15 protein-coding genes and 2 pseudogenes are annotated in these 18,797 nt (G+C 60.5%); 8 read left to right on the plus strand and 9 right to left on the minus strand.

Features of this window, described 5'->3' with window-relative positions; all coding sequences use genetic code 11:
- Window positions 1–43 precede the first annotated feature (43 nt).
- The 4 genes and pseudogenes from ACSBPU_RS00115 to ACSBPU_RS00130 all read left to right on the plus strand — a co-directional run bounded on the left by ACSBPU_RS00115 (window position 44) and on the right by ACSBPU_RS00130 (window position 3,543).
- Complete coding sequence (locus ACSBPU_RS00115; RefSeq protein ID WP_442594450.1) at window positions 44–358, plus strand: transposase; 315 nt, start codon at window positions 44–46, stop codon at window positions 356–358.
- The gene (locus ACSBPU_RS00120) at window positions 355–1,176 is read left to right on the plus strand and encodes an IS3 family transposase (RefSeq protein WP_442594452.1); all 822 of its coding nucleotides are present in this window, start codon (window positions 355–357) and stop codon (window positions 1,174–1,176) included. Before ACSBPU_RS00115 ends, ACSBPU_RS00120 begins: the two co-directional genes overlap by 4 nt.
- 30 nt (window positions 1,177–1,206) lie before the next feature.
- Window positions 1,207–1,680 (plus strand): annotated as a pseudogene (locus ACSBPU_RS00125) (TolC family protein); the annotation flags it as partial.
- A gap of 492 nt (window positions 1,681–2,172) precedes the next feature.
- Complete coding sequence (locus ACSBPU_RS00130) at window positions 2,173–3,543, plus strand: short-chain fatty acid transporter (RefSeq protein ID WP_442594454.1); 1,371 nt, start codon at window positions 2,173–2,175, stop codon at window positions 3,541–3,543.
- 24 nt (window positions 3,544–3,567) lie between these two features.
- Here the strand turns inward: ACSBPU_RS00130 and ACSBPU_RS00135 are convergent, their stop codons facing one another.
- Complete coding sequence (locus tag ACSBPU_RS00135; protein WP_442594456.1) at window positions 3,568–6,993, minus strand: molybdopterin-dependent oxidoreductase; 3,426 nt, start codon at window positions 6,991–6,993, stop codon at window positions 3,568–3,570.
- A gap of 141 nt (window positions 6,994–7,134) precedes the next feature.
- Window positions 7,135–7,917, minus strand: a complete 783-nt coding sequence (locus ACSBPU_RS00140) for an IclR family transcriptional regulator (protein ID WP_442594458.1) — start codon at window positions 7,915–7,917, stop codon at window positions 7,135–7,137.
- Between the two features lie 257 nt (window positions 7,918–8,174).
- Between ACSBPU_RS00140 and ACSBPU_RS00145 the strand changes: the two genes are divergently transcribed.
- The 4 genes from ACSBPU_RS00145 to ACSBPU_RS00160 all read left to right on the plus strand — a co-directional run bounded on the left by ACSBPU_RS00145 (window position 8,175) and on the right by ACSBPU_RS00160 (window position 12,927).
- A complete protein-coding gene (locus tag ACSBPU_RS00145) occupies window positions 8,175–9,284 on the plus strand; it encodes a TRAP transporter substrate-binding protein (protein ID WP_442594460.1) in 1,110 nt (369 codons plus the stop codon).
- Between the two features lie 145 nt (window positions 9,285–9,429).
- The gene (locus ACSBPU_RS00150) at window positions 9,430–9,993 is read left to right on the plus strand and encodes a TRAP transporter small permease subunit (protein WP_442594462.1); all 564 of its coding nucleotides are present in this window, start codon (window positions 9,430–9,432) and stop codon (window positions 9,991–9,993) included.
- Window positions 9,990–11,309 (plus strand): TRAP transporter large permease, encoded by a 1,320-nt coding sequence (locus ACSBPU_RS00155; protein WP_442594464.1) that lies wholly within the window; start codon window positions 9,990–9,992, stop codon window positions 11,307–11,309. The genes ACSBPU_RS00150 and ACSBPU_RS00155 overlap by 4 nt, the downstream gene beginning before the upstream one ends.
- Before the next feature lie 4 nt (window positions 11,310–11,313).
- Window positions 11,314–12,927: a GMC family oxidoreductase gene (locus ACSBPU_RS00160; RefSeq protein ID WP_442594466.1), complete on the plus strand. Its 1,614-nt coding sequence runs from the start codon at window positions 11,314–11,316 to the stop codon at window positions 12,925–12,927.
- Window positions 12,928–12,992: 65 nt separating this feature from the next.
- Here the strand turns inward: ACSBPU_RS00160 and ACSBPU_RS00165 are convergent, their stop codons facing one another.
- From ACSBPU_RS00165 to ygiD, 7 genes and pseudogenes are all read right to left on the minus strand, one after another.
- Complete coding sequence (locus ACSBPU_RS00165) at window positions 12,993–13,202, minus strand: hypothetical protein (RefSeq protein WP_442594468.1); 210 nt, start codon at window positions 13,200–13,202, stop codon at window positions 12,993–12,995.
- Window positions 13,199–14,212: a glutathione S-transferase family protein gene (locus ACSBPU_RS00170; RefSeq protein WP_442594470.1), complete on the minus strand. Its 1,014-nt coding sequence runs from the start codon at window positions 14,210–14,212 to the stop codon at window positions 13,199–13,201. The genes ACSBPU_RS00165 and ACSBPU_RS00170 overlap by 4 nt, the downstream gene beginning before the upstream one ends.
- A 79-nt stretch (window positions 14,213–14,291) precedes the next feature.
- Entirely contained in the window at window positions 14,292–14,861 is a 570-nt protein-coding gene (locus ACSBPU_RS00175; RefSeq protein WP_442594472.1) for a YceI family protein, read from the minus strand.
- Window positions 14,862–15,015: 154 nt separating this feature from the next.
- Window positions 15,016–17,160 carry a TonB-dependent siderophore receptor gene (locus ACSBPU_RS00180; RefSeq protein ID WP_442594474.1) on the minus strand — a complete coding sequence of 715 codons (2,145 nt, stop codon included), beginning with the start codon at window positions 17,158–17,160 and terminating at the stop codon, window positions 15,016–15,018.
- A gap of 50 nt (window positions 17,161–17,210) precedes the next feature.
- Window positions 17,211–17,402, minus strand: coding sequence for a hypothetical protein (locus ACSBPU_RS00185; RefSeq protein WP_442594476.1), 192 nt, complete (start codon window positions 17,400–17,402; stop codon window positions 17,211–17,213).
- Window positions 17,399–17,659: pseudogene (locus ACSBPU_RS00190) on the minus strand (PepSY domain-containing protein); the annotation flags it as partial. The gene ACSBPU_RS00185 and the pseudogene ACSBPU_RS00190, both read right to left, overlap by 4 nt.
- A 244-nt stretch (window positions 17,660–17,903) precedes the next feature.
- Window positions 17,904–18,755, minus strand: coding sequence for a 4,5-DOPA dioxygenase extradiol (gene ygiD, locus ACSBPU_RS00195; RefSeq protein ID WP_442594478.1), 852 nt, complete (start codon window positions 18,753–18,755; stop codon window positions 17,904–17,906).
- Window positions 18,756–18,797 lie beyond the last annotated feature (42 nt).

An 18,797-nucleotide genomic window follows, 5' to 3' on the forward strand; every position in this document is an offset into this window, starting at 1 on the left:
GACCCACTGATTTTCTGCTCAGGTGATAATTGAAGGAATCACGATGAGTATGAAGATGGACGAAGACATCAAACGCTGGACGGCCAAGCGCAAGGGCGCGCTGGTGCTGGACATTATTCAGGGCAAGACTACGGTCTCCGAGGCCAGTCGTTCCTACGACCTTTCCCCTTCCGAAGTGGAGAAGTGGGTGGACGATGCCAAGCGCGGTATGGAGAATGCCTTGCGGGCCAACCCGTTGGATGTCAAAGAGCAATACGAACGCCAGATCAAGGACTTGCAAGAAGCGTACGGCGAAGCGATGTTGGAGCTGCGCACAAGAAAAAAATTGCAGTCCCTGTTGGGCGAGGACGAGAAGTGATCGAGACGATCCGCCAGGGACTGAAGGAAGATGGCTTTACCGTCTCGATCTCCAAGCTGTGCCAGTGGTTCGGAATTCCCCGGCGCACGGTGTATTACAAACCGACGAAGGCGGCGCCGAAGATCAACCCTGAGCTTGCTGAGCCGATCAAGGCGATGATCGAAGAGTCGCCGTCGTTTGGCTACCGCACCGTCGCGGCGTTGCTGGGCATGAACAAGAACACGGTCCAGCGCATCTTCCAGCTCAAGGGCTGGCAAGTGAAGAAGCGAGCCATTGGGCTCAGGCCACGCATCCAGACGTTGCCGTCAGTTGCCACAGCGCCCAACGAACGCTGGTCAACGGATCTATGCCGTATCTGGGCGGGCCGTGATGGATGGGCAACCCTGGCGCTGGTGATCGACTGCCATACGCGTGAGTTGCTTGGCTGGCACCTGTCGCGTAGCGGCAAGGCGACTACTGCGGGCAGCGCCCTGGAGCACGCACTGATTGCCCGCTTCGGGACACTGGGCCGTGTGCCAGAGCCGTTCTTGCTTCGGTCGGATAACGGGCTTGTTTTTACCAGCCGAAGTTATACCCAGCTGGCTCGCAGCTATGGCCTACGCCAGGAGTTCATCACGCCCCATTGCCCACAACAAAACGGCATGGTCGAACGAGTCATCAGAACGCTTAAAGAGCAATGTGCCCACCGGCACCGCTTTGAAACCTTGCAGCATGCCAGCCGCGTGATCGGCGACTGGATACGCTTTTACAACCACCGACGCCCACATCAGGCGTTGAACATGAAAACCCCGGCTGAAGCCTTTGCATTAGCCGCTTGAGCTGAGCAGATACTGCTGGGTCATTACAGTTTGACGCTGACAGGCGCTTTTGGCTACGAGTCTGAAGAGCTTGGCAAGCTGCTCGAATGGTCCAGTCGTACCTTCCTGCTTGGACCCTTGGTCGGCACGGTACTATCGTTGCCCATCTTTGATGGCGGACGGCGCGAGGCCGGACTGGAGCGTGCCCGCGCCCAATATGAAGGGGATGTAGCCGCCTACCGGCAAACGGTGTTGCAAGCCTTCCGCGAAGTGGAGGACGGTTTGTCGAGCCTGCGGATCCTGGACGCACAGACGAAGGTGCAGGATGCCGCTGTGGCGCAGTCCTCACGCGCGGCTCAGTTGGCGCAGATTCAGTATCGTGAAGGCTCGGTGAGTTATCTGGACGTGATCGATGCAGACAGGGAAGTGCTTCAGCAGCAAAGAGTCTCAGTCAGACTGGATGGAGATAGGGCGCAGGTAGCCGTCGCGCTCATACGGGCGATTGGCGGCGGCTGGGACAGTTAACCCGACATGGCGCAGCGATCAAGCCTCTACCCTGGGATGGTGCCGGGCTTGCTCAAGTTCCGCGACGACTTATGCCCGCGTCGTGGCGGTAGGGGCATCGGCGGCTTGCGCGCCGACTGCAAAAAATGCGGCCGAGATCATGACGGTGGTGATGGCGGTTTTCATACTGACTCCAATAAATAGATCTAAAAAGACATCGACGCGGGGCGTCAGGAAGCATTCCTGACATTGGATTGGCTTCGATGTGGTCAGTATGGTTTCGCCTGAAGTAGGGATAAACCCTTAAATCGCGAATTTACTGTTTGGTTGAATTGAACAAGGGTCAGCTTATGGGTAGATTAGTCAATTTTTACGATGCTCTAGAAAAACGGCAGCGCGGTTTGACGGTAGCGTTGCCTGCAGCCGCCACGATTTGAGCGGCACAGGCAGCAACAGCGGTATCATTGCCGCGTATCAATTGAACACAAACTTTCAATAAGCAGAGATCACGACATGTCGACACAGCATAACTACAGGGCGACCCGCTCTCGCGGCCTCATGGGACCGGTAAATAACTTGCTGGAACAGTGGATTCCGTCAGCCATGACGTTCGCGCTGGCGCTGACTGCCATCGTGATCCTGCTAGCCTTGTTCCTGACCCCCGCCGGGCCCGCCGAGGTCGTCAAGTACTGGGGTGATGGCTTGTCAGGCATCCTGGCGTTCATGACCCAGATGTCCCTGATCCTTCTTCTTGGCCACATCTTGGCCAACACAGGGCCCATCAGGAAAGTATTGATCCGCATGGCGCGCATTCCGTCCAGCGCGGGCGCAGCTTACATGTTTGTTTTCGTAGCCAGCGCCGTCCTTTGCCTGATCGTATGGGGGCTTGGATTGATCGCCGGCGCGCTCTTGGCACGTGAAGTGGCCGTGCAAGGTCGCGAGCGTGGCATCAAACTGCATTATCCCTTGCTGGTTGCTGCCGGCTACTCGGGCTTTATCGTCTGGCACATGGGCTACTCGGGGTCCGGTCCACTGACCGCTGCAACGCCCGGCTCTTTCCTGACCAAGGCTCTGGACGGCCAGGTGATTCCGGTATCGGAAACGATATTCTCCTGGTGGAACATGGGCGGAGCCGCCCTCGTCATCATTGTGGTTGCGATCCTGTTCAAGATGGTCGCCCCAAAAAGGGACGAAGACATCTACGAATTGCCCGCCAACGTTGGCTCCGAAGAGCATGTCGAAGTACAGCACGTCATCTCGACTCCGGGCGACCGGATCGACGCATCGCGTGGCCTGGTCTTCATTTTTGGGCTGATTCTGCTTGCGTACTTGGTCATTCACTTCTCGTCCGGCGGCAGCATCACGCTTGATATCGTGAACTGGTCGCTACTGACGCTGGTCCTGATTTTCTCCAGAAGCGTGCTGCAGCTTATCGATTTGACCAAGAATGCAGCGTCTAACGTGGGCGAGATCCTTCTTCAGTTTCCTCTCTATGCCGGTATCCTGGGCATCATGCAAAAGAGCGGGTTGATCGCTGTGTTTTCAAATGGCTTTGTTGCAATCTCGAACGAGCACACCTTTGGCGTCCTGGCCTTCATCTCCGCTGGTATCGTCAACTTCTTCGTGCCGTCAGGCGGTGGCCAGTTCGCCGTGCAGGGTCCCATTATGCTGGATGCGGCACGCCAGCTGGGCGTGGATCCGGCCATCGCCATTATGGCGGTTGCTTACGGTGACCAATGGACCAACATGCTGCAGCCGTTCTGGGCGCTGCCGGCCCTGGCCATTGCCGGCCTGAAGATGCGCGATATCCTCGGCTACACCACCGTCACGTTGATTGGATCGGGGGTCGTGATGATGGCCGCGCTGTTCCTGGCATCGTTTTAAGCGTTGCGCGGTCACGACTTCCCATCAGGCCTCGAGAACCAGATCGGAAGTCGGTATGGCTTGACACGTGAGGCAGACCGACGGGTCGTCCGGCTCGACGCCGTGCAGATGCCGAACCTGGCCCGAAACGATCTTTACCGCACAGCTCTCGCACTGGCCGACTCGACAACCGCTAGGCAGGGTCAAACCCTGCTTTTCTGCGAAACTCAACAGGGTTCCGCCCTTGGCCGTCCAGGTCGCCGTATGGTTGTCGGACCGGGCGAAGCGGACGTCGAAGGGGCCTGCCTCAGCGAGATTCACCACAGGGGGTGAACGGAACACCTCGTGGAATATATCGAACGCCGGTACGCCACGCGCCGTGAGACCTTCTCGCAGGCTGTCCATCATCGGGGGAGGGCCGCACATATAAAAGCGTGCTCGTGCCTGGATGAGCTCGTCTGAAACGACATGGGCGCCTAGCGGTTCCCGCGCACCTGCATCAGTTGGCAGCGGCTCGCTGTAATATTCCGTGACGGTCAAGCGCGGTAGCTTTTCGCGAAGCTGCTGCAGCCGTTCCCCATAAGCCCGGGTCCGACTGTTTCGGTTCGCGTAGTGCAGCCACACTTCCGGCATGTCGTCCGTGGCTTCCAGCGACTCCAGATACGAGAGGAAGGGCGTAATGCCAATGCCACCGGCAAACAGCACTATGGGCTGAGGCGAATTCTCGGGAATCACGAAGTTTCCCCCGGGCGGCCCGACCCGCAGCACGTCGCCCACACATATCTTTGTATGAAGGTGGCCGGAAAAGGCGCCAAACCATTCATCGCCGTGTTCAGTGCGGCCCAGCTGCCGGCGAACTGCGATCCGGTAGGTCTGCCGATCGTTCTCGTGCGCCGAACCGATCAGGGAATAGGTCCGAGTCAAGGTGCTTTCATCATTCAGATCAACTTCCAGCGAAATATGCTGGCCCGGACGGTAGTCGGGTATTTGGCGGTCGTCGGACGCAGCGAGCGTCACTTCCAGCACGTCGTCGGCCACGCGATTCAGGGTCGTTACGCGGAAATCGAGCAAGCCTTCCCAGGGCCGTTGCACCGGGTCAAACTCGGGATCCAGCTCCACATCGCACACGAACTGACGCATGGGCACGGACCCGCTGATGGGGTCGGCGCCATACCGGGTCGAAACCAGGCTGTTGTAGTTGCTGGACCATTCGCCGCGTACCGGGTAGCCAGGTTGCCCCAGCTCAGTACAGGCTTGCCACCACCCAAACTCTGCGCTGACCACATCCTTGCTGATGTGCGTGTCAAGTGTCGCCACAAACCGCGCAGCACCAAGAGGGGTGGTGATCCGTACCCAGTCGCCTTGCCGAATGCCTTTTTCTGCAGCGGCTGACGCATTCAATATGGCTTCAGGGTTTGCTGCGCGTTTGCGCAGGGACGGCACGGAGCGATGCTGACTGTGGCAGAAATAACCGTTCTTTGCGGACGTCAGGGTAAAGGGATAATCGCTATTGTCGTCTGTAGAGTCGAGTGCAGTGCCGCTATGATGAGGAAGCGGATCGTAACCGTGGCGATGCAGCAGCTCTGAATACAGTTCAACGCGCCGCGTCTGGGTTTCAAAGCCCAGCACAGAGGCCTCATTGGTTTGCGCTGGGCGGCTGTACTTTCTGTCGTAATGCGGAAGTGGACGGCGTATGCTACCTGCCCGCTTGAGTTCGGAAACCGTAATTCCTAGCGGCGCCAGGTGATGATCCCAACCGCGTTCAAGGTCCCCGTCAAAGAAGATGTTGCCCATGCCCAGCCGCTGCGCCAGGTCAAACACAATGTCGTTATCTGAACGCGACTCGCCACGTGAGCTGACCATTTGTGGGCGAAACTGGATCAGCTCTTGCGCTTCTCGCGTGATCTCAAATCCTGAGCGAAGAGCCTCACGCTCCCATGGCGTGTTCACCGGCAGCAAGATATCGGCATAGCGCGATGTGGGCGTTTCAAAAAGATCACAATGGACGTGGAACTCGAGTCTGCTGAACGCTTCGGTCGCCGTGTCGACATCGCCCTGGGACGACAGCTGATTGGTCCCGAACCCCATGAAAGCCCGCACTTGGTAGGGCTCGCCGGTCAAAATCGCTTGGTACATATCGCGCGCCGTAACCCACCCCATATTGCCAGGCCCGAGCGGACGCTCTTTCAGGCCCAGGGCCTTTTCGCGCTGTGAAGGGGGAATCAGATCCAGACCGTTGATGGCATTCACAGGCTGCTTGGGATACACACGATTGCCGCCCGGCACATCGAAGCTGCCGGTCAACGCATAAAGGATGGCGATGGCGCGATCGGTCTGACTGGCGTTGACACTTTGCGCGACGCCCGACCAAGAGTGATAGGCGACGCTGGAGCTGTTCACGATCATCTGGGCGGCCGCCTTCAGCGTCTCAGGATTCACCCCTGTGATCGTTTCTACGTACTCGGGCGAGTACTCGCTGCAGCGGGTTGCCAGTAGATCCATGGCCGGCCGGCATTGCACGGTCTTGCCATTAACCAAGACGGTGAATTCGCCGCGCAGCGCAAATTGCCTTGCCAGTTCAACTGACGCACCTTGGCGCGAGTCATAGGCGAGCGGGCCGTCTGTTTGCAGATCCCATGCTATCCATTCGTCGCTTCCGGCGCCGTCGCCCAGCTCACTGGCGCGTAAGAACCTGCCGGTGTCCGATCGAACCAGCAAAGGTCCATTCGTCCAGCGCCGCACAAAGTCGTGATCGTATTGGCCAGACTCCAGCACCAGATTGACCAAGCCCAAGGCCAACGCCGCGTCGGTACCAGGCTTGACCCGCAACCAGACATCGGCTTGGGCGGCCAGGGCAGTGCGACGCGGGTCGATGACCAGGAGGCGCGAGCCCGCGCGCCTGCCTTCGGCAATGGCGTTCGCTTGCGCCAGCCAGGTATTGCTGGGGTTGTGGCCCCAGAGCATGATCAGCCCGGCATTGCGATAGTCGGCCACGGGTATGCCGCAGCCGTATGTGAAGGCATGGGCGTGGTCCTTGTGCCAGTTACATACCTCGGTTCCATAGGCGATGTTGGGGCTTCCAAAACCTCGGATGAAACGCTCGACCCAGTCAATGCTATCTGACATCGGTGTGCCGCTGGGTGTGGTTACGCCGAACACCACGGCTTCTGCGCCGCTTTCCTCACGAATCTGCCTGAAGCGCTCGGCGATCTCGTCAAGTGCCTCGTCCCAAGTGATCCGCTTCCAAGCTGAGGAAGCCGAGCCTTTGGGCGTCGTGCGGCGCATGGGGTGCAAAATACGGTGGGGGCTGTGCACCAGTTCAGGCGCGGCACGGCCTTTCGCGCACATCGCCTGACCAGTGGGGTGCTGTGTGTCGGGGTCGACACGAATCAGTTTATCGTCACGCACCGTGTTGATCGTTCCACATCGCGAACGGCACAAAGTGCAATAGCCGCGTAACTGTGTTGACATCGCGACACCTCCTTCAGGCTTGATAGATAATGCTAAACCAAAAATATTAGAGGGTGAGGCGCAATATTGCCAATGTATATTGTGCAAATGGCAATATTGATTATATGCATACCGTTGCGGCGATGAAGGCGGCATCGCCCCCTAACGCCCCAGCAAGATCGCGCGGACGGTTTCCGCCGCCGCCTGCAGCCGGTGCACGTTCGCCATCAGCCCATCCAGCGTGATGCGGGCGGTGGGGCCATGGCATGCCACCGCGGCCACCATGGCATCCTGGTCGTCCACCACCGGCACGGCGATGGCGACCATGCCCCGTATGAACTCTTCGTTGTCGATGCCGACCTGGCGGCTACGCGGCTGGTCCAGGTACTCGGCGAGTCGGGCCGGATCGACCTGTGTGTTCGGCGTGTGACGGTGCAGAGGCAGGTTCGCCAGGACTCGTTGCCGTTCAGGCCGCGGCATGCGCGACAGGAACAGCTTGCCGCTGGCCGTGCAATACACCGGCACGCGTGCGCCATGGTCGAAATGCACGCCCAGCGGGTATGGGGACTCGACACGCGCGACATACAGCACCTCATTGCCGTCCAGGGCCGTCAAGTTGCAGGTTTCATCCATCTGCCGCGCGAGGTCACGCAGCACGGCAAGGCAATCCTGCATCAGTGGTGTGCTCTTCAGGGTGTAGAGCCCCAGCGCGTGGGCGCGCGGGCCGGTTACGAAGCCACCGGTGGCGGGCATCCGAACCACCCAGCCTTCGTCCAGCATGATGCGGAGCATCCGGATCATCGTGGTCTTGGGAACCTTCAGCCGGGCGGCCAACTGTGCCACCGTGGGCGGTACCGCGGTGCGGCACAGCATTTCCAGGATGTGCAGCGTTCGCAGACTGCGGGCGGAGTCGGCCTGATGGCTGATGGGCTCTCGAGGGGGCACAGCGGTTCTCCGAAGGGGGCTGGGGAAGATCGATTATGGTCTGTTTTTGAAGGTTTTGGTCCAAAACTGCGATCTTGATGCGCTGCGGATTGACTCGTGTTCACCGCGCTCCCTAGAATCGCCCACAACGCGAGTCATGGATTGCCCCGGCAGGTTCCTTCACGGAGCTCCGCCGCCAAGCCTGAACGGACGTTGGCTTTCTGCCGCACAGACGCCAGACGTGCTGTGCATAACAAACCAAGATGGCGGAGGAGATTATGAAAAGTCGGTGGAGCAAAACCTTGGTTGGCGCGCTGTTCGTGGCGACCACCATGTTCTCGGCCACAGCCGTGCAGGCACAGGCCGTCAAGAAGCTGCGGGTACAGACTGCCGTGCCTACCAGCAGCATGTATTTCGAACTGATGAAGCGGTGGGGAGACCGTATCGATAAAATGTCGAAAGGCCGGCTCAAGGTCGAGATCCTTCCCGATGGCGCCGTGGTGCCCGCGTTCGAGATCCTCGATGCGGTCGACAAGGGCATCGTGGAAGGCGGCTATGCATGGACGCACTACTGGTCCGGCAAGCACCCGGCGGCGGGCCTGTTCAGCAACCCCATGGCCGGCGCCGGTGTCGGCATGGACCAGCTTTCGCACATGGCCTGGCTGTATGAGGGCGGCGGCAACAAGCTGCTGGACAAGTTCTACAAAGATGTCCTGAAGATCAACGTCGAAGTGTTCATGTTGCAGCCCATGGGTCCTGACCCACTGGGCTGGTTCAAGGCGCCGATCGCCAGCGTCGCGGACTTCAAGAAGCTGAAGTATCGCTCGCCGCCCGGCATCACCGGGGAAATCTTCGGCGAAATGGGCATCTCGGCCGTGGCGCTGCCGGGCGGCGAAATCGTTCCCGCCGCGCAACGGGGCGTGATCGATGCGGCCGAATGGATCGGACCGGCCGATGACGTCAACCTGGGCCTGTATACCGTCTGGAAGAACTACTACCTGCAGGGCCTGCACCAGTCGACGGACGTTGGCGAAGTCATCATCAACGGCAAGTTCTGGGCGTCGCTGGATCCTGACCTCCAGGAAATCGTCCGTACGGCATCGCTGGCCAGCGTGGGGGAAACCTACACCTTCAACGTGGCGCGCAACGCTGCCGCACTGCAGAAAATGCAGGCAGAAAAGGTGGTCGTGCACGACACCCCGGCAGACTTCTACCCGGCTTTCGTCGAGGCGACCAACAAGGTGCTCGACCGCTATGCGGCCAAGGACGCCTTCTTCAAGGAAGTCCTCGATTCGCAGCGTAACTTCGGCAAGACGGTGGTGCCGTACTGGACCAAGATTCTGGACCTGTACTCCAACCTCGGTAATGCCGCACTAAAAAACAATTAGAACGCTGCAATAAGGCCATAAGGCCGGGCTGCGCCACACGGCATAGCCCGGCCGGCCAACGCTGGCAGGACGAAACGAGGACAGACAGGGCGACGCCGCAGGCGCGCCCGGATGCTCCTTCAAGGTTTCTTTGGGAGTCTTCAAGATGACGGATGTGGCGGCGGGGTATCCCGAACTGCCTGAGACCGCGTGCGACACGTGGATCAGGCGGGTGGTCGGGGCCATCGACAGTTTCACCAAGATGACGGGCTGGGCGATCGCCTGGCTCATCCTCCCCATGGTGGGCTGCTTGGTAGTCGAGGTGATCGGCAGGTATTTCTTCAACAAACCCACGGTCTGGGCGTACGACATGACGTTCATGCTGTACGGCAGTTTTTTCATGCTGGGATCGGCCTTTACCTTGATGAAGAAATCGCATATTCGTACAGACCTGTTCTACGATCAGTGGTCCGTGCGCACCCAGGGCAAGGTCGACATCGTCTGCTACCTGCTGCTTTATTTTCCGGCCCTGATCCTGTTCCTGACGGTCAGTTGGGACTACTTCCTGACCTCGTTCTTACGCAACGAACGCATCGTGACGAGCCCATGGATGCCCATCGTCTGGCCATTCAAGCTCACCATGCCGCTGGCAACCGCCCTGTTGTTGATCCAGGGGGTATCTGAGCTGCTGAAGAGCGGCTACGCCGCACGCAGGGGGAAATGGCTATGAGCATCGGTCCGGAAATTTTGGGCCTGCTGTCCCTCGGCATTCTCGTCGTGGCGATGTTCGCGGGCTTTCCCATCGTATTCACCCTCATTGCCGTGGGTCTTGGCGTGGGCTGGTTCGCCCTGGGCGAGATCGCGCTGCACTTGATGACACTGCAGTTCTTCTCGGTGATGCGCGATCCGACGCTTGCCGCCGTGCCGTTCTTCCTGTTCATGGGTTTCCTGCTCGAACAGTCAGGTCTGGTGCAGCGGCTGTTCCGAGGCGTGCAGCTGCTGCTGGCCGGCGTGCGCGGCTCGCTGTACCTCGCGGTGCTGCTGACGGCCACCATCTTCGCGGCGGCCACCGGCATCGTGGGCTCGTCCGTCACCCTGCTGGGCGTGATGGCCGCGCCCGCCATGATGAAAAGCGGCTATGACGTTCGCATGAGCGCGGGCACGATCACCGCGGGCGGCACGCTCGGCATCCTGCTGCCGCCATCCGTGATGCTGATCGTGATGGGCCCGGTGGTCGGCGTGCCGGCCACCGAACTGTTTGCGGCGGCGATCATGCCGGGCCTTCTGCTGGCGGGCATCTACATCATCTACACACTGGCGCGCAGCTGGTTGAATCCCGCACTCGGTCCGGCACTGCCGATGGATGAACGCAGGCCGCTTCCGTATGTGCTGAAGGAACTGCTGATCGGCTCGGTGCCCGTCATCGTCATGATCACGGCGACCCTGGGTGTGATCCTGGCCGGCATCGCCACGCCCACCGACGCCGGCGCATGCGGGGCCTTCGTCACGCTGCTGCTGACGCTGGCCTATCGAAAGATGAGCTGGAAGGGCTTCAAGCGATCGGTCATCGCCACACTCGAGATCTCCTGCATGATCCTGCTGCTGGTCGCGGCATCCAATTACTTCGGGGCGGTGTTCTCCCGCCTGGGCAGCGCCGACTACCTGGCCAGCCTCATGCTGAGCCTGGAGCTGGGGCCGACCACGATGCTGTTGCTCATGCTCGGCCTGATCTTCATCCTGGGCTGGCCCCTGGAATGGGTGCCGATCGTGCTGATCGTGGTGCCAATCTTCCTGCCGGTGGTGGCACAGCTGGGCATCAACCTGGTGTGGTTCTGCACGCTGGTCTGCGTGTGCCTGCAGACCGCATGGATGTCGCCCCCGGTCGCGCTATCGGCATACTTCCTCAAGGGGGTGGTGCCCTCGTGGAGCCTGAAAGACATCTACATGGGCATGATGCAGTTCATGTGCCTGCAGGTCATCGGCCTGCTGCTGGTGTTGTGGTTCCCCGAGATCGCGCTGTGGCTGCCGTCGGTACTGAAGGACTAGCATCATGGAAGCAGTGTTCGACTACATCATCGTCGGCGCGGGTTCTGCCGGCTGCGTGCTGGCCAATCGCCTTTCCGAGGACGGGCGGCATTCCGTCTGCCTGCTGGAGGCCGGGCCCGCCGACCACAATCCGTGGATCCATCTGCCGATCGGCTACGGCAAGACCATGTTCCATAAGACGCTGAACTGGGGTTACTACACCGACCCGGATCCGGGCATGCTGGACCGCCGCATCTACTGGCCGCGCGGCCGGGTGCTGGGCGGCTCCAGCTCCATCAACGGGCTGATCTATGTCCGCGGCCAACGCCAGGACTACGACCACTGGGCAGCCCAGGGCAATCCGGGATGGGGCTGGGACGACTGCCTGCCGTACTTTCGCAAGCTGGAGCACAATGACCTGGGCCCGGGCCCCACGCGGGGCACAGACGGCCCTTTGTGGGCCAGCTCCATCAAGGCGCGCCACGAACTGGTGGAAGCCTTCATCGAGGCGGCCCGCACGCACGGGCTGCCGCGTGTGCAGGACTTCAACACGGGCGAGCAGGAGGGGGTGGGCTACTACCAGCTCACTACCCGGCATGGCCTGCGCTGCTCCTCGGCGGTGGCCTACCTAAAGCCGGCGCGCCGGCGCCCCAACCTGACGGTGATGACCGGCACCCAGGCCTCTCGCGTCCTGTTCGACGGCAAGCGCGCCTGCGGCGTGCAGGCCGGCCGGCCCGGCGCATTGCGAACCCTGCGGGCACGCCGCGAGGTACTGCTGGCCGCCGGGGCGCTGCAATCGCCGCAGCTGCTGCAGCTGTCGGGTATCGGTCCCGAGGCGCTGCTGAAGGAACACGGCATCAAGATCGTCCATGCCTCCCCGGGGGTCGGGGAAAACCTTCAGGACCACCTGCAGATCCGCCTCATGTACGAGGTCACGAAGCCCATCACGACCAACGATGACCTGCGCACACTGGCCGGCAAGGCCCGCCTAGGCCTGCAATGGCTCTTCAGCCGCAGCGGCCCGCTGGCCATCGGCATCAACCAGGGCGCGCTGTTCTGCAAGGTCATGCCCGAAGTTGTGCGCCCGGACATACAGTTCCACTTCGCCACGCTCTCCGCCGACATGGCCGGCGGTACGGTGCACCCCTTCCCCGGCTGCACCTACTCGGTCTGCCAGTTGCGTCCGGCGTCGCGCGGCCATGTCCGCATCCGCTCCACCGACCCCTTCGAGGCGCCATCGATGCAGCCTTACTACCTGTCCGCCGACCTGGACCGTCGCACGGCAGTCGCGGCGGTGCGCTACGCCCGCCGGCTGGCGTCCACCGATCCCCTGGCGCCCTTGATGAAGCGTGAGGTTCGCCCGGGCGCCGACGCACAGTCGGACGATGAGATCCTTCACTTCTGCCGCGAGTACGGCGCCACCATCTTCCACCCCAGCGGTACGGCAAAAATGGGGCCGGACAATGACACGATGGCGGTCGTCGACAGCAGGCTGCGGGTGAGGGGCGTATCAGGCCTGCGCGTGGTGGATTGCTCCATCATGCCGACCCTGGTATCGGGCAACACCAACGTGCCCATCATCATGGTGGCGGAGAAGGTCTCAGACATGATTCGGGAGGATGCCCGTCAGACCGCGTGAACGCGGACTATCAAAGACACATGCTGCTTACCTGGAGGATCAGACCCGTGCGGAGTCTGACCCTTTCAAGCCGCCGTGCGCTTTACATGGCTTTCGTTCAGTTTGCCGATGCTTTCCACGCCGCTGTGCAATACGGTATTGGCCAGTTCGCGGTTCATGAACTCCATGACGCCGTTGACGCCGCCCGCACCCGCCATCCGGAACATGTCGCGTCGCGCATGGTTGGCAGGTTCGACGGTGTCGATGGAGACGGATTGATTTGCGGTGGTGTTCATGATGATGCTCCTTGTGTTTCCCGCAGGGTTCCAGCCGGCAATGTGCGATCGGGCGCGCGATCCAGATCCAGGATCGGACCCAGCGGCACGATGCCATTGGGATTGATGCTGCCGTGGCTGCGGTAATAGTGCTGCTTGATGTGGTCGAAGTTCACGGTGCCCGCGACGCCCGGCCATTGATAAAGTTCGCGTGTGTAGCTCCAAAGATTCCTGTAGTCGGCCAGACGCTTCAAGTTGCACTTGAAATGTCCGTAATAAACGGCGTCGAAGCGGATCAGCGTGGTGAACAGGCGCCAGTCGGCTTCCGTGATGCGGTCGCCCAGCAGGTATTGCTCCCGTCCCAGCCTGGCTTCCAGCTTGTCCAGATAGGCGAACAGCTTTGTCGCTTCCTGCTCGTAGACGGCTTGAGACGTGGCGAAGCCCGCTTTATAGACGCCGTTGTTGATGGCATCGTAGACTTCGCCATTGATGGCGTCGATTTGCGGCAATAGTTCCGACGGCGTGTAATCGCCTTCTCTGGCGCATATGCCATCGAAAGCCGAATTGAGCATGCGGATGATCTCCGAAGACTCGTTGCTGACTATGGTATTGCGTTGCAGGTCCCAAAGCACCGGAACGGTGACTCGACCGCTGAAACCGGGCTGCGCGCGCAAATACACCTGATACAGGTACTGCGCTTGCCCGACGGGATCGGGGATCACGCCCGGGCCGGAATCGAACGTCCAGCCATGCTCGCCCATATAGGGATGGACGACGGACACGCTGATCATCTGCTCCAGGCCTTTCAAGGCGCGCATGAGCAATGTGCGGTGCGCCCACGGACAGGCAAGGGATACATACAGGTGATAGCGCCCGGGTTCGGCGCGGAATCCACCGGCGCCACTTGGCCCGGGGCGGCCGTCGGGCGTGATCCAGTTCCGGAACCGGGCGTCGCTGCGAACGAAGCGGCCGCCGGTGCTGCCGGTGTCGTACCACTGATCATGCCATTTTCCGTCTATCAGAAGTCCCATGTCGTTTCCTTGCTGATGAGGCCGGCTGGGCATTAACGGTTCATTTTCGATACGCCCGGTCCGGCAGATTCGTATTGACTTATTCGACCACGGCTTCCAGCGCGATGTCGAGGGTGACTTCGTCGCCGACGCCGGGCGCGAACTTGCCGGCATTGAATTCAGTACGCGAAATGACCGTCGTGGCATTGGCGCCGATGGCTTGTTTCTTCAGCATGGGATGCGGACCATTGAAGAAGGACGTCACGGTCAGCGTCACGGGTTTGGTGACGCCCTTGATGGTCAGGTCGCCTTCGATGCTAGCGGGCTTGCCGCCTTCGAACACGACTTTGGTGGACTTGAAGGTGGCGGTCGGAAACCGGGCGCTGTCCAGAAAGTCCGCGCCCTGTATATGACCATCGAAGGCGTCGAATCCGGTGCTGACGGAGGTGATGTCGATGGTTACGTCGACCTTGGCTTGCTTCGCGGCGCTGTCCAGCAACACGGTGCCGGTGGTCTTGTTGAAGCGCAGGATCTGCTTCGACATGCCCATGTGGTCGTACGAGAAGCGTGGGAAAGTATGGGCGGGATCCACCACATAAGTCTGGGACGAGGCCAAGGCCTGGCTGGCGAAAAATGTGGCGAATGCAGCGGCAATAAGTGTCTTTTTCATGGTGGTCCTGTATTTTTGAGTGTGTCAGCGAAGCTTTCGCATTCCATGCCATGACTTTAAGACTTTACGAAATAGGAATAAATATTCAAAAACATCATGATCTATTCCTATTTCAGGAATAATAGGACCACCGGCAATCAGTACCGGCTGATCATCAATACTTATAAGCCACGCTCGCCACAATCGACCGGCGTGCGCCATACCAGCAATCGCCTCGCTCAAGGCAAGTTGCAACATAAGTCTTGTCGAACACGTTGTTGGCATTGAGGGCCAAGCGCCAGCGTGATGTTTCATAGGCCAGCATTGCGTCAACCAGCGTCACGCTCGGCACTTTCGGGCCGCTGCGCTCGCGGAAGCCGTCCGCCCAGCGCACGCCTGCGCCGGCTGAGAAGCCGGGCATGCTGTTTATGGCAAAGCGGTATTTGCCCCACAACGATGCCTGATGCGCCGGCTGTCCTTCAAGCTGTTCGTCCTGGTCGAGATAGGTGTAATTGGCGATCAGGTCCAGCTTGCCGGCCACAGTGGTCTTCAGCTCGATCTCGATGCCCCGGTTGCGCGTCTCGCCAGCCTGGATGCTTTGCAGGGGATTGGCGGGGTCGTTCACCAGGCGGTTCTCCTCGCGCAGCGTATAGACCGAGATATTGGCCAGTGTGTTGCGATCGGGCGATTCGAATTTCAGGCCGGCCTCCCATTGCTTGCCTTTCAGTGGAACGAAAGGCGTACCGTTGGCGTCGCGTCCGAGTTCGGGAGTGAATGATTCGCTGTAGCTTGCATAAGGAGAAAAACCATTGGGAAACGCGTACAGCAGGCCGAAGCGCTTGCTGTTGGCTGTGCTGACTTGGCCGGCGGAGCCGGTCACCGTGTTTTCAGACCGATCGTGCCGCAGTCCGGCGACCAGGATCCAGTTGTTCCAGCGCATCTGGTTCTGAAGGTATATGCCCATGTCGCGTTGGCGCATGGCGGGGCTGCCGAAGAAAGGCGGCGGGGCATAGCGCGGGTACACCGGGTTGTAGGCATCGAGCAGCGGAACGGTCGCGGGGCTCTCGTAGGCAGTGGATTCCTCATGCTTGGCATAGGTGTACTCCAGCCCTACAAGCATGTCATGCTGCACTGGACCGGTGTTGAACTTGCCTTGCAGATGCTGGTCGGCCTGCGCCATGCGCACGGTCGTATCCGAACCCCAGGCGTATCGGCCGATGAGACGCTTGTTGATGGGATCCGCAGCCCAGGTTCCAGGAGCGCTGAACGAGTCGCCATACAAGCTGCGATAGTCGACATGGTTGTATGACCAGCGTGTATTTTGCCGAAGCGTCCATTGATCATTGAATTGATGTTCGAAGGCCCAGCCGATGGAGCGGCGGCGCGAGTCATAGCGATCCCAGTCCGGATCGCCGATGAAGGTGCTGGTGTCGAGCCTGCCATTGGGGTTGTCCAGCACCGTGCCTTCATACGGGAAGAACTGTGCGGTCGAGCCGGATCGGTCGTCCTGCCACAGCGCCATCAGGGTCAGCGAGCTGCGATGCGATGGCCTCCAGGTCAGCGACGGCGCAAGCACCAGGCGATCATCGGGAACGTGATCGACCATGGTGCCGGACTTGCGCTCCAGCGCCACCACGCGATAAAGCCAGCGGCCGTCCTCGTCGATCGGACCGGTCAGGTCCAGCTGCATCTGGCGCCGGTTGTACGTGCCATATTGAACGCCGATTTCGCGCGAGGCGTCGGCCTGCGGGCGTTTGGAAACCATGTTGACGACGCCGGCCGTGCTGCCCTGCCCGTACAGCATCGATGCGGGGCCGCGCAATACTTCAATGCGTTCGAGCGTATAAGGCTCGGTGCGTGTCGTGCTGGTGTAGTACTGATAGTGAGACCTCAGGCCGTCGAGATAGGTGGCGGGCGATGAGCCGCGCACATTGAAGTTGTCCGAGCGCGAGTCCAGCCCGTAGGCATCCGACCTGACGCCGGCGGCATAGTTGAGCGCATCCTGCAGGCCTTGAGCACCCTGGTCGCGTATCTGGTCCGCCGTGATGACCGTGACCGATTGCGGCGTTTCGATCAGGGGCGTGTCGGTCTTGGATGCGCTAAGCGAAGAGGTTGCCGTATAGCCCTCCGTAGGCGCCAGGGCACCGGCGGCGGTGTCGCCCGTAACGGTGATGGGCGACAGGGTCTGGCTGGCAGCGGTCCGTGCGGACTGCGTCTGCGCCAAAGCCGGCGAGCACCCCAGGGATGCGCTGAGAATTCCGGCCGAGGCCAAAGCGGCGGCTGACCGGAAGGGTGGCCGGCCGGATGAAGGATGAGGCATGTCGTTGCTCCGTTGTGCTTTTGGGTAAGAAGAGCGTTCCCGCTGGCCGGTTACCGTGTGCCCTTGCGGGGCCGCAGCCAGTAAGCAAGGCCGGTGATCAGCGGGATCGCCAGACAGAGCCATGAAGCCCAATGCCAGGCCCCCGTGCCCAGCAGCGCCGACAGCAGCCCGAAGCAGGTCAGCGCGGCAAGCACGATGGGAATGCCCCAGATCCTGATGAAAGAAGCCTGGCGCAACGTCACGGCTTGCTTCCTCGCACATCATTCGCTTTGCGCCTGGCAATCCATAGGTACAGGCCGCTGGCCAGCACCACGATGGTCAGCAGGTCGAGCAGAGCCCATAGCAGCTTCAGGGGCAGGCCGCCATAGTCTCCGAAGTGCAAAGGTTGCGACAGGGCGAGCATCATGCCCATGAAGCTGAATTGTTCTTCGCGCACCGTGGGTGCGTCGTGGAGCAGCTCGCCGGTGTGGGCGTCGAAGCGCATGTAGTGCGTCAGCTTCGGATCGCCAGTGTGCGAGGGCGTCATGCCGATATAGACCGTAGGATGGTCTTCGTATGCCACCAGTACCAGGTTTTAAGTGAAGCCGCAGCCGTCACGTCGAGAATCCCCGCCTATCGCATTTATCCGAAACCATAGATATTAATGCAAATAATTCTCGTTTGTATAATTATTATTTTCTATTACATTCACGAAAGAGAGACCGGAGCGGAGACGCCTTGCGGTGTGCCGCAAGGCGATTGAACTATATGTTTGTCTGGTCGGGCGGTATGTGCTCAGGCAGGCGGGCGGCGCAGCTTGCGTTCTCCCTGAGATGCAGTCCTGCGCCAAGCCCGTAACAGGTCATGGAGATCGACCCCATGGAATAGCCGCGAACCAAGGCCTCCGGCTTGGTGCCGTCCGCCGCCGCCAAGCCGGCGACATAGAGCAGCGGGATGAAGTGATCGGGCGTGGGTACGGCCAAATCGTAGTCGGGATGGTCGCATATGCGCAGGATGTCTTCGGGTTGCTGCGCAAGCTGCTGAACGACGGCGTCGTCGAATCGCTTTGCCCAGTCGTATGCGAAGTCGCGCTGGCGCCATTGAATCTTCTGCAGATTATGGACGACATTGCCGCTGGCCACGATCATGACGCCGCGTTCCCGAAGCGCATGCAGGCTTGCCGCAAGCTCAAGGTGATAGTCGAGAGGCTTCAAGGCGTTGATCGACAGCTGCAGTACGGGAATGTCCGCATCGGGATACAGATGGGTCAACACCGACCATGTGCCGTGGTCCAGGCCCCATTGATCGCGATCCAGGCCTACCCAGTTCGGCTTGACCAGTTCGGTGATCTCGCGCGCGAGGTCGGAGTCTCCGGGCGCCGGGTACTCGAAGTCGAACAGTGCCTGTGGAAAGCCATAGAAGTCATGGATGGTTCGCGGCTGCGCCATCGCCGTGACGGCCGTGGCGCCGAAGTACCAGTGCGCGGAGACGACCAGCAGCGCCCGGGGCCGCGGCAGGTGATGCCCGAACGCTTTCCATGCATCGGTGAAGTCGTTCTGTTCTAGCGTATTCATTGGGCTTCCGTGGCCGATGAACAGAACAGGCATTTTGCTCATGAGTGCGCTCCTTTGGAGTAGGCGTTGCCGGGGTCAGACCCC

Source organism: Parapusillimonas sp. JC17 (assembly GCF_052180245.1).
Taxonomy (GTDB): domain Bacteria; phylum Pseudomonadota; class Gammaproteobacteria; order Burkholderiales; family Burkholderiaceae_B; genus Parapusillimonas.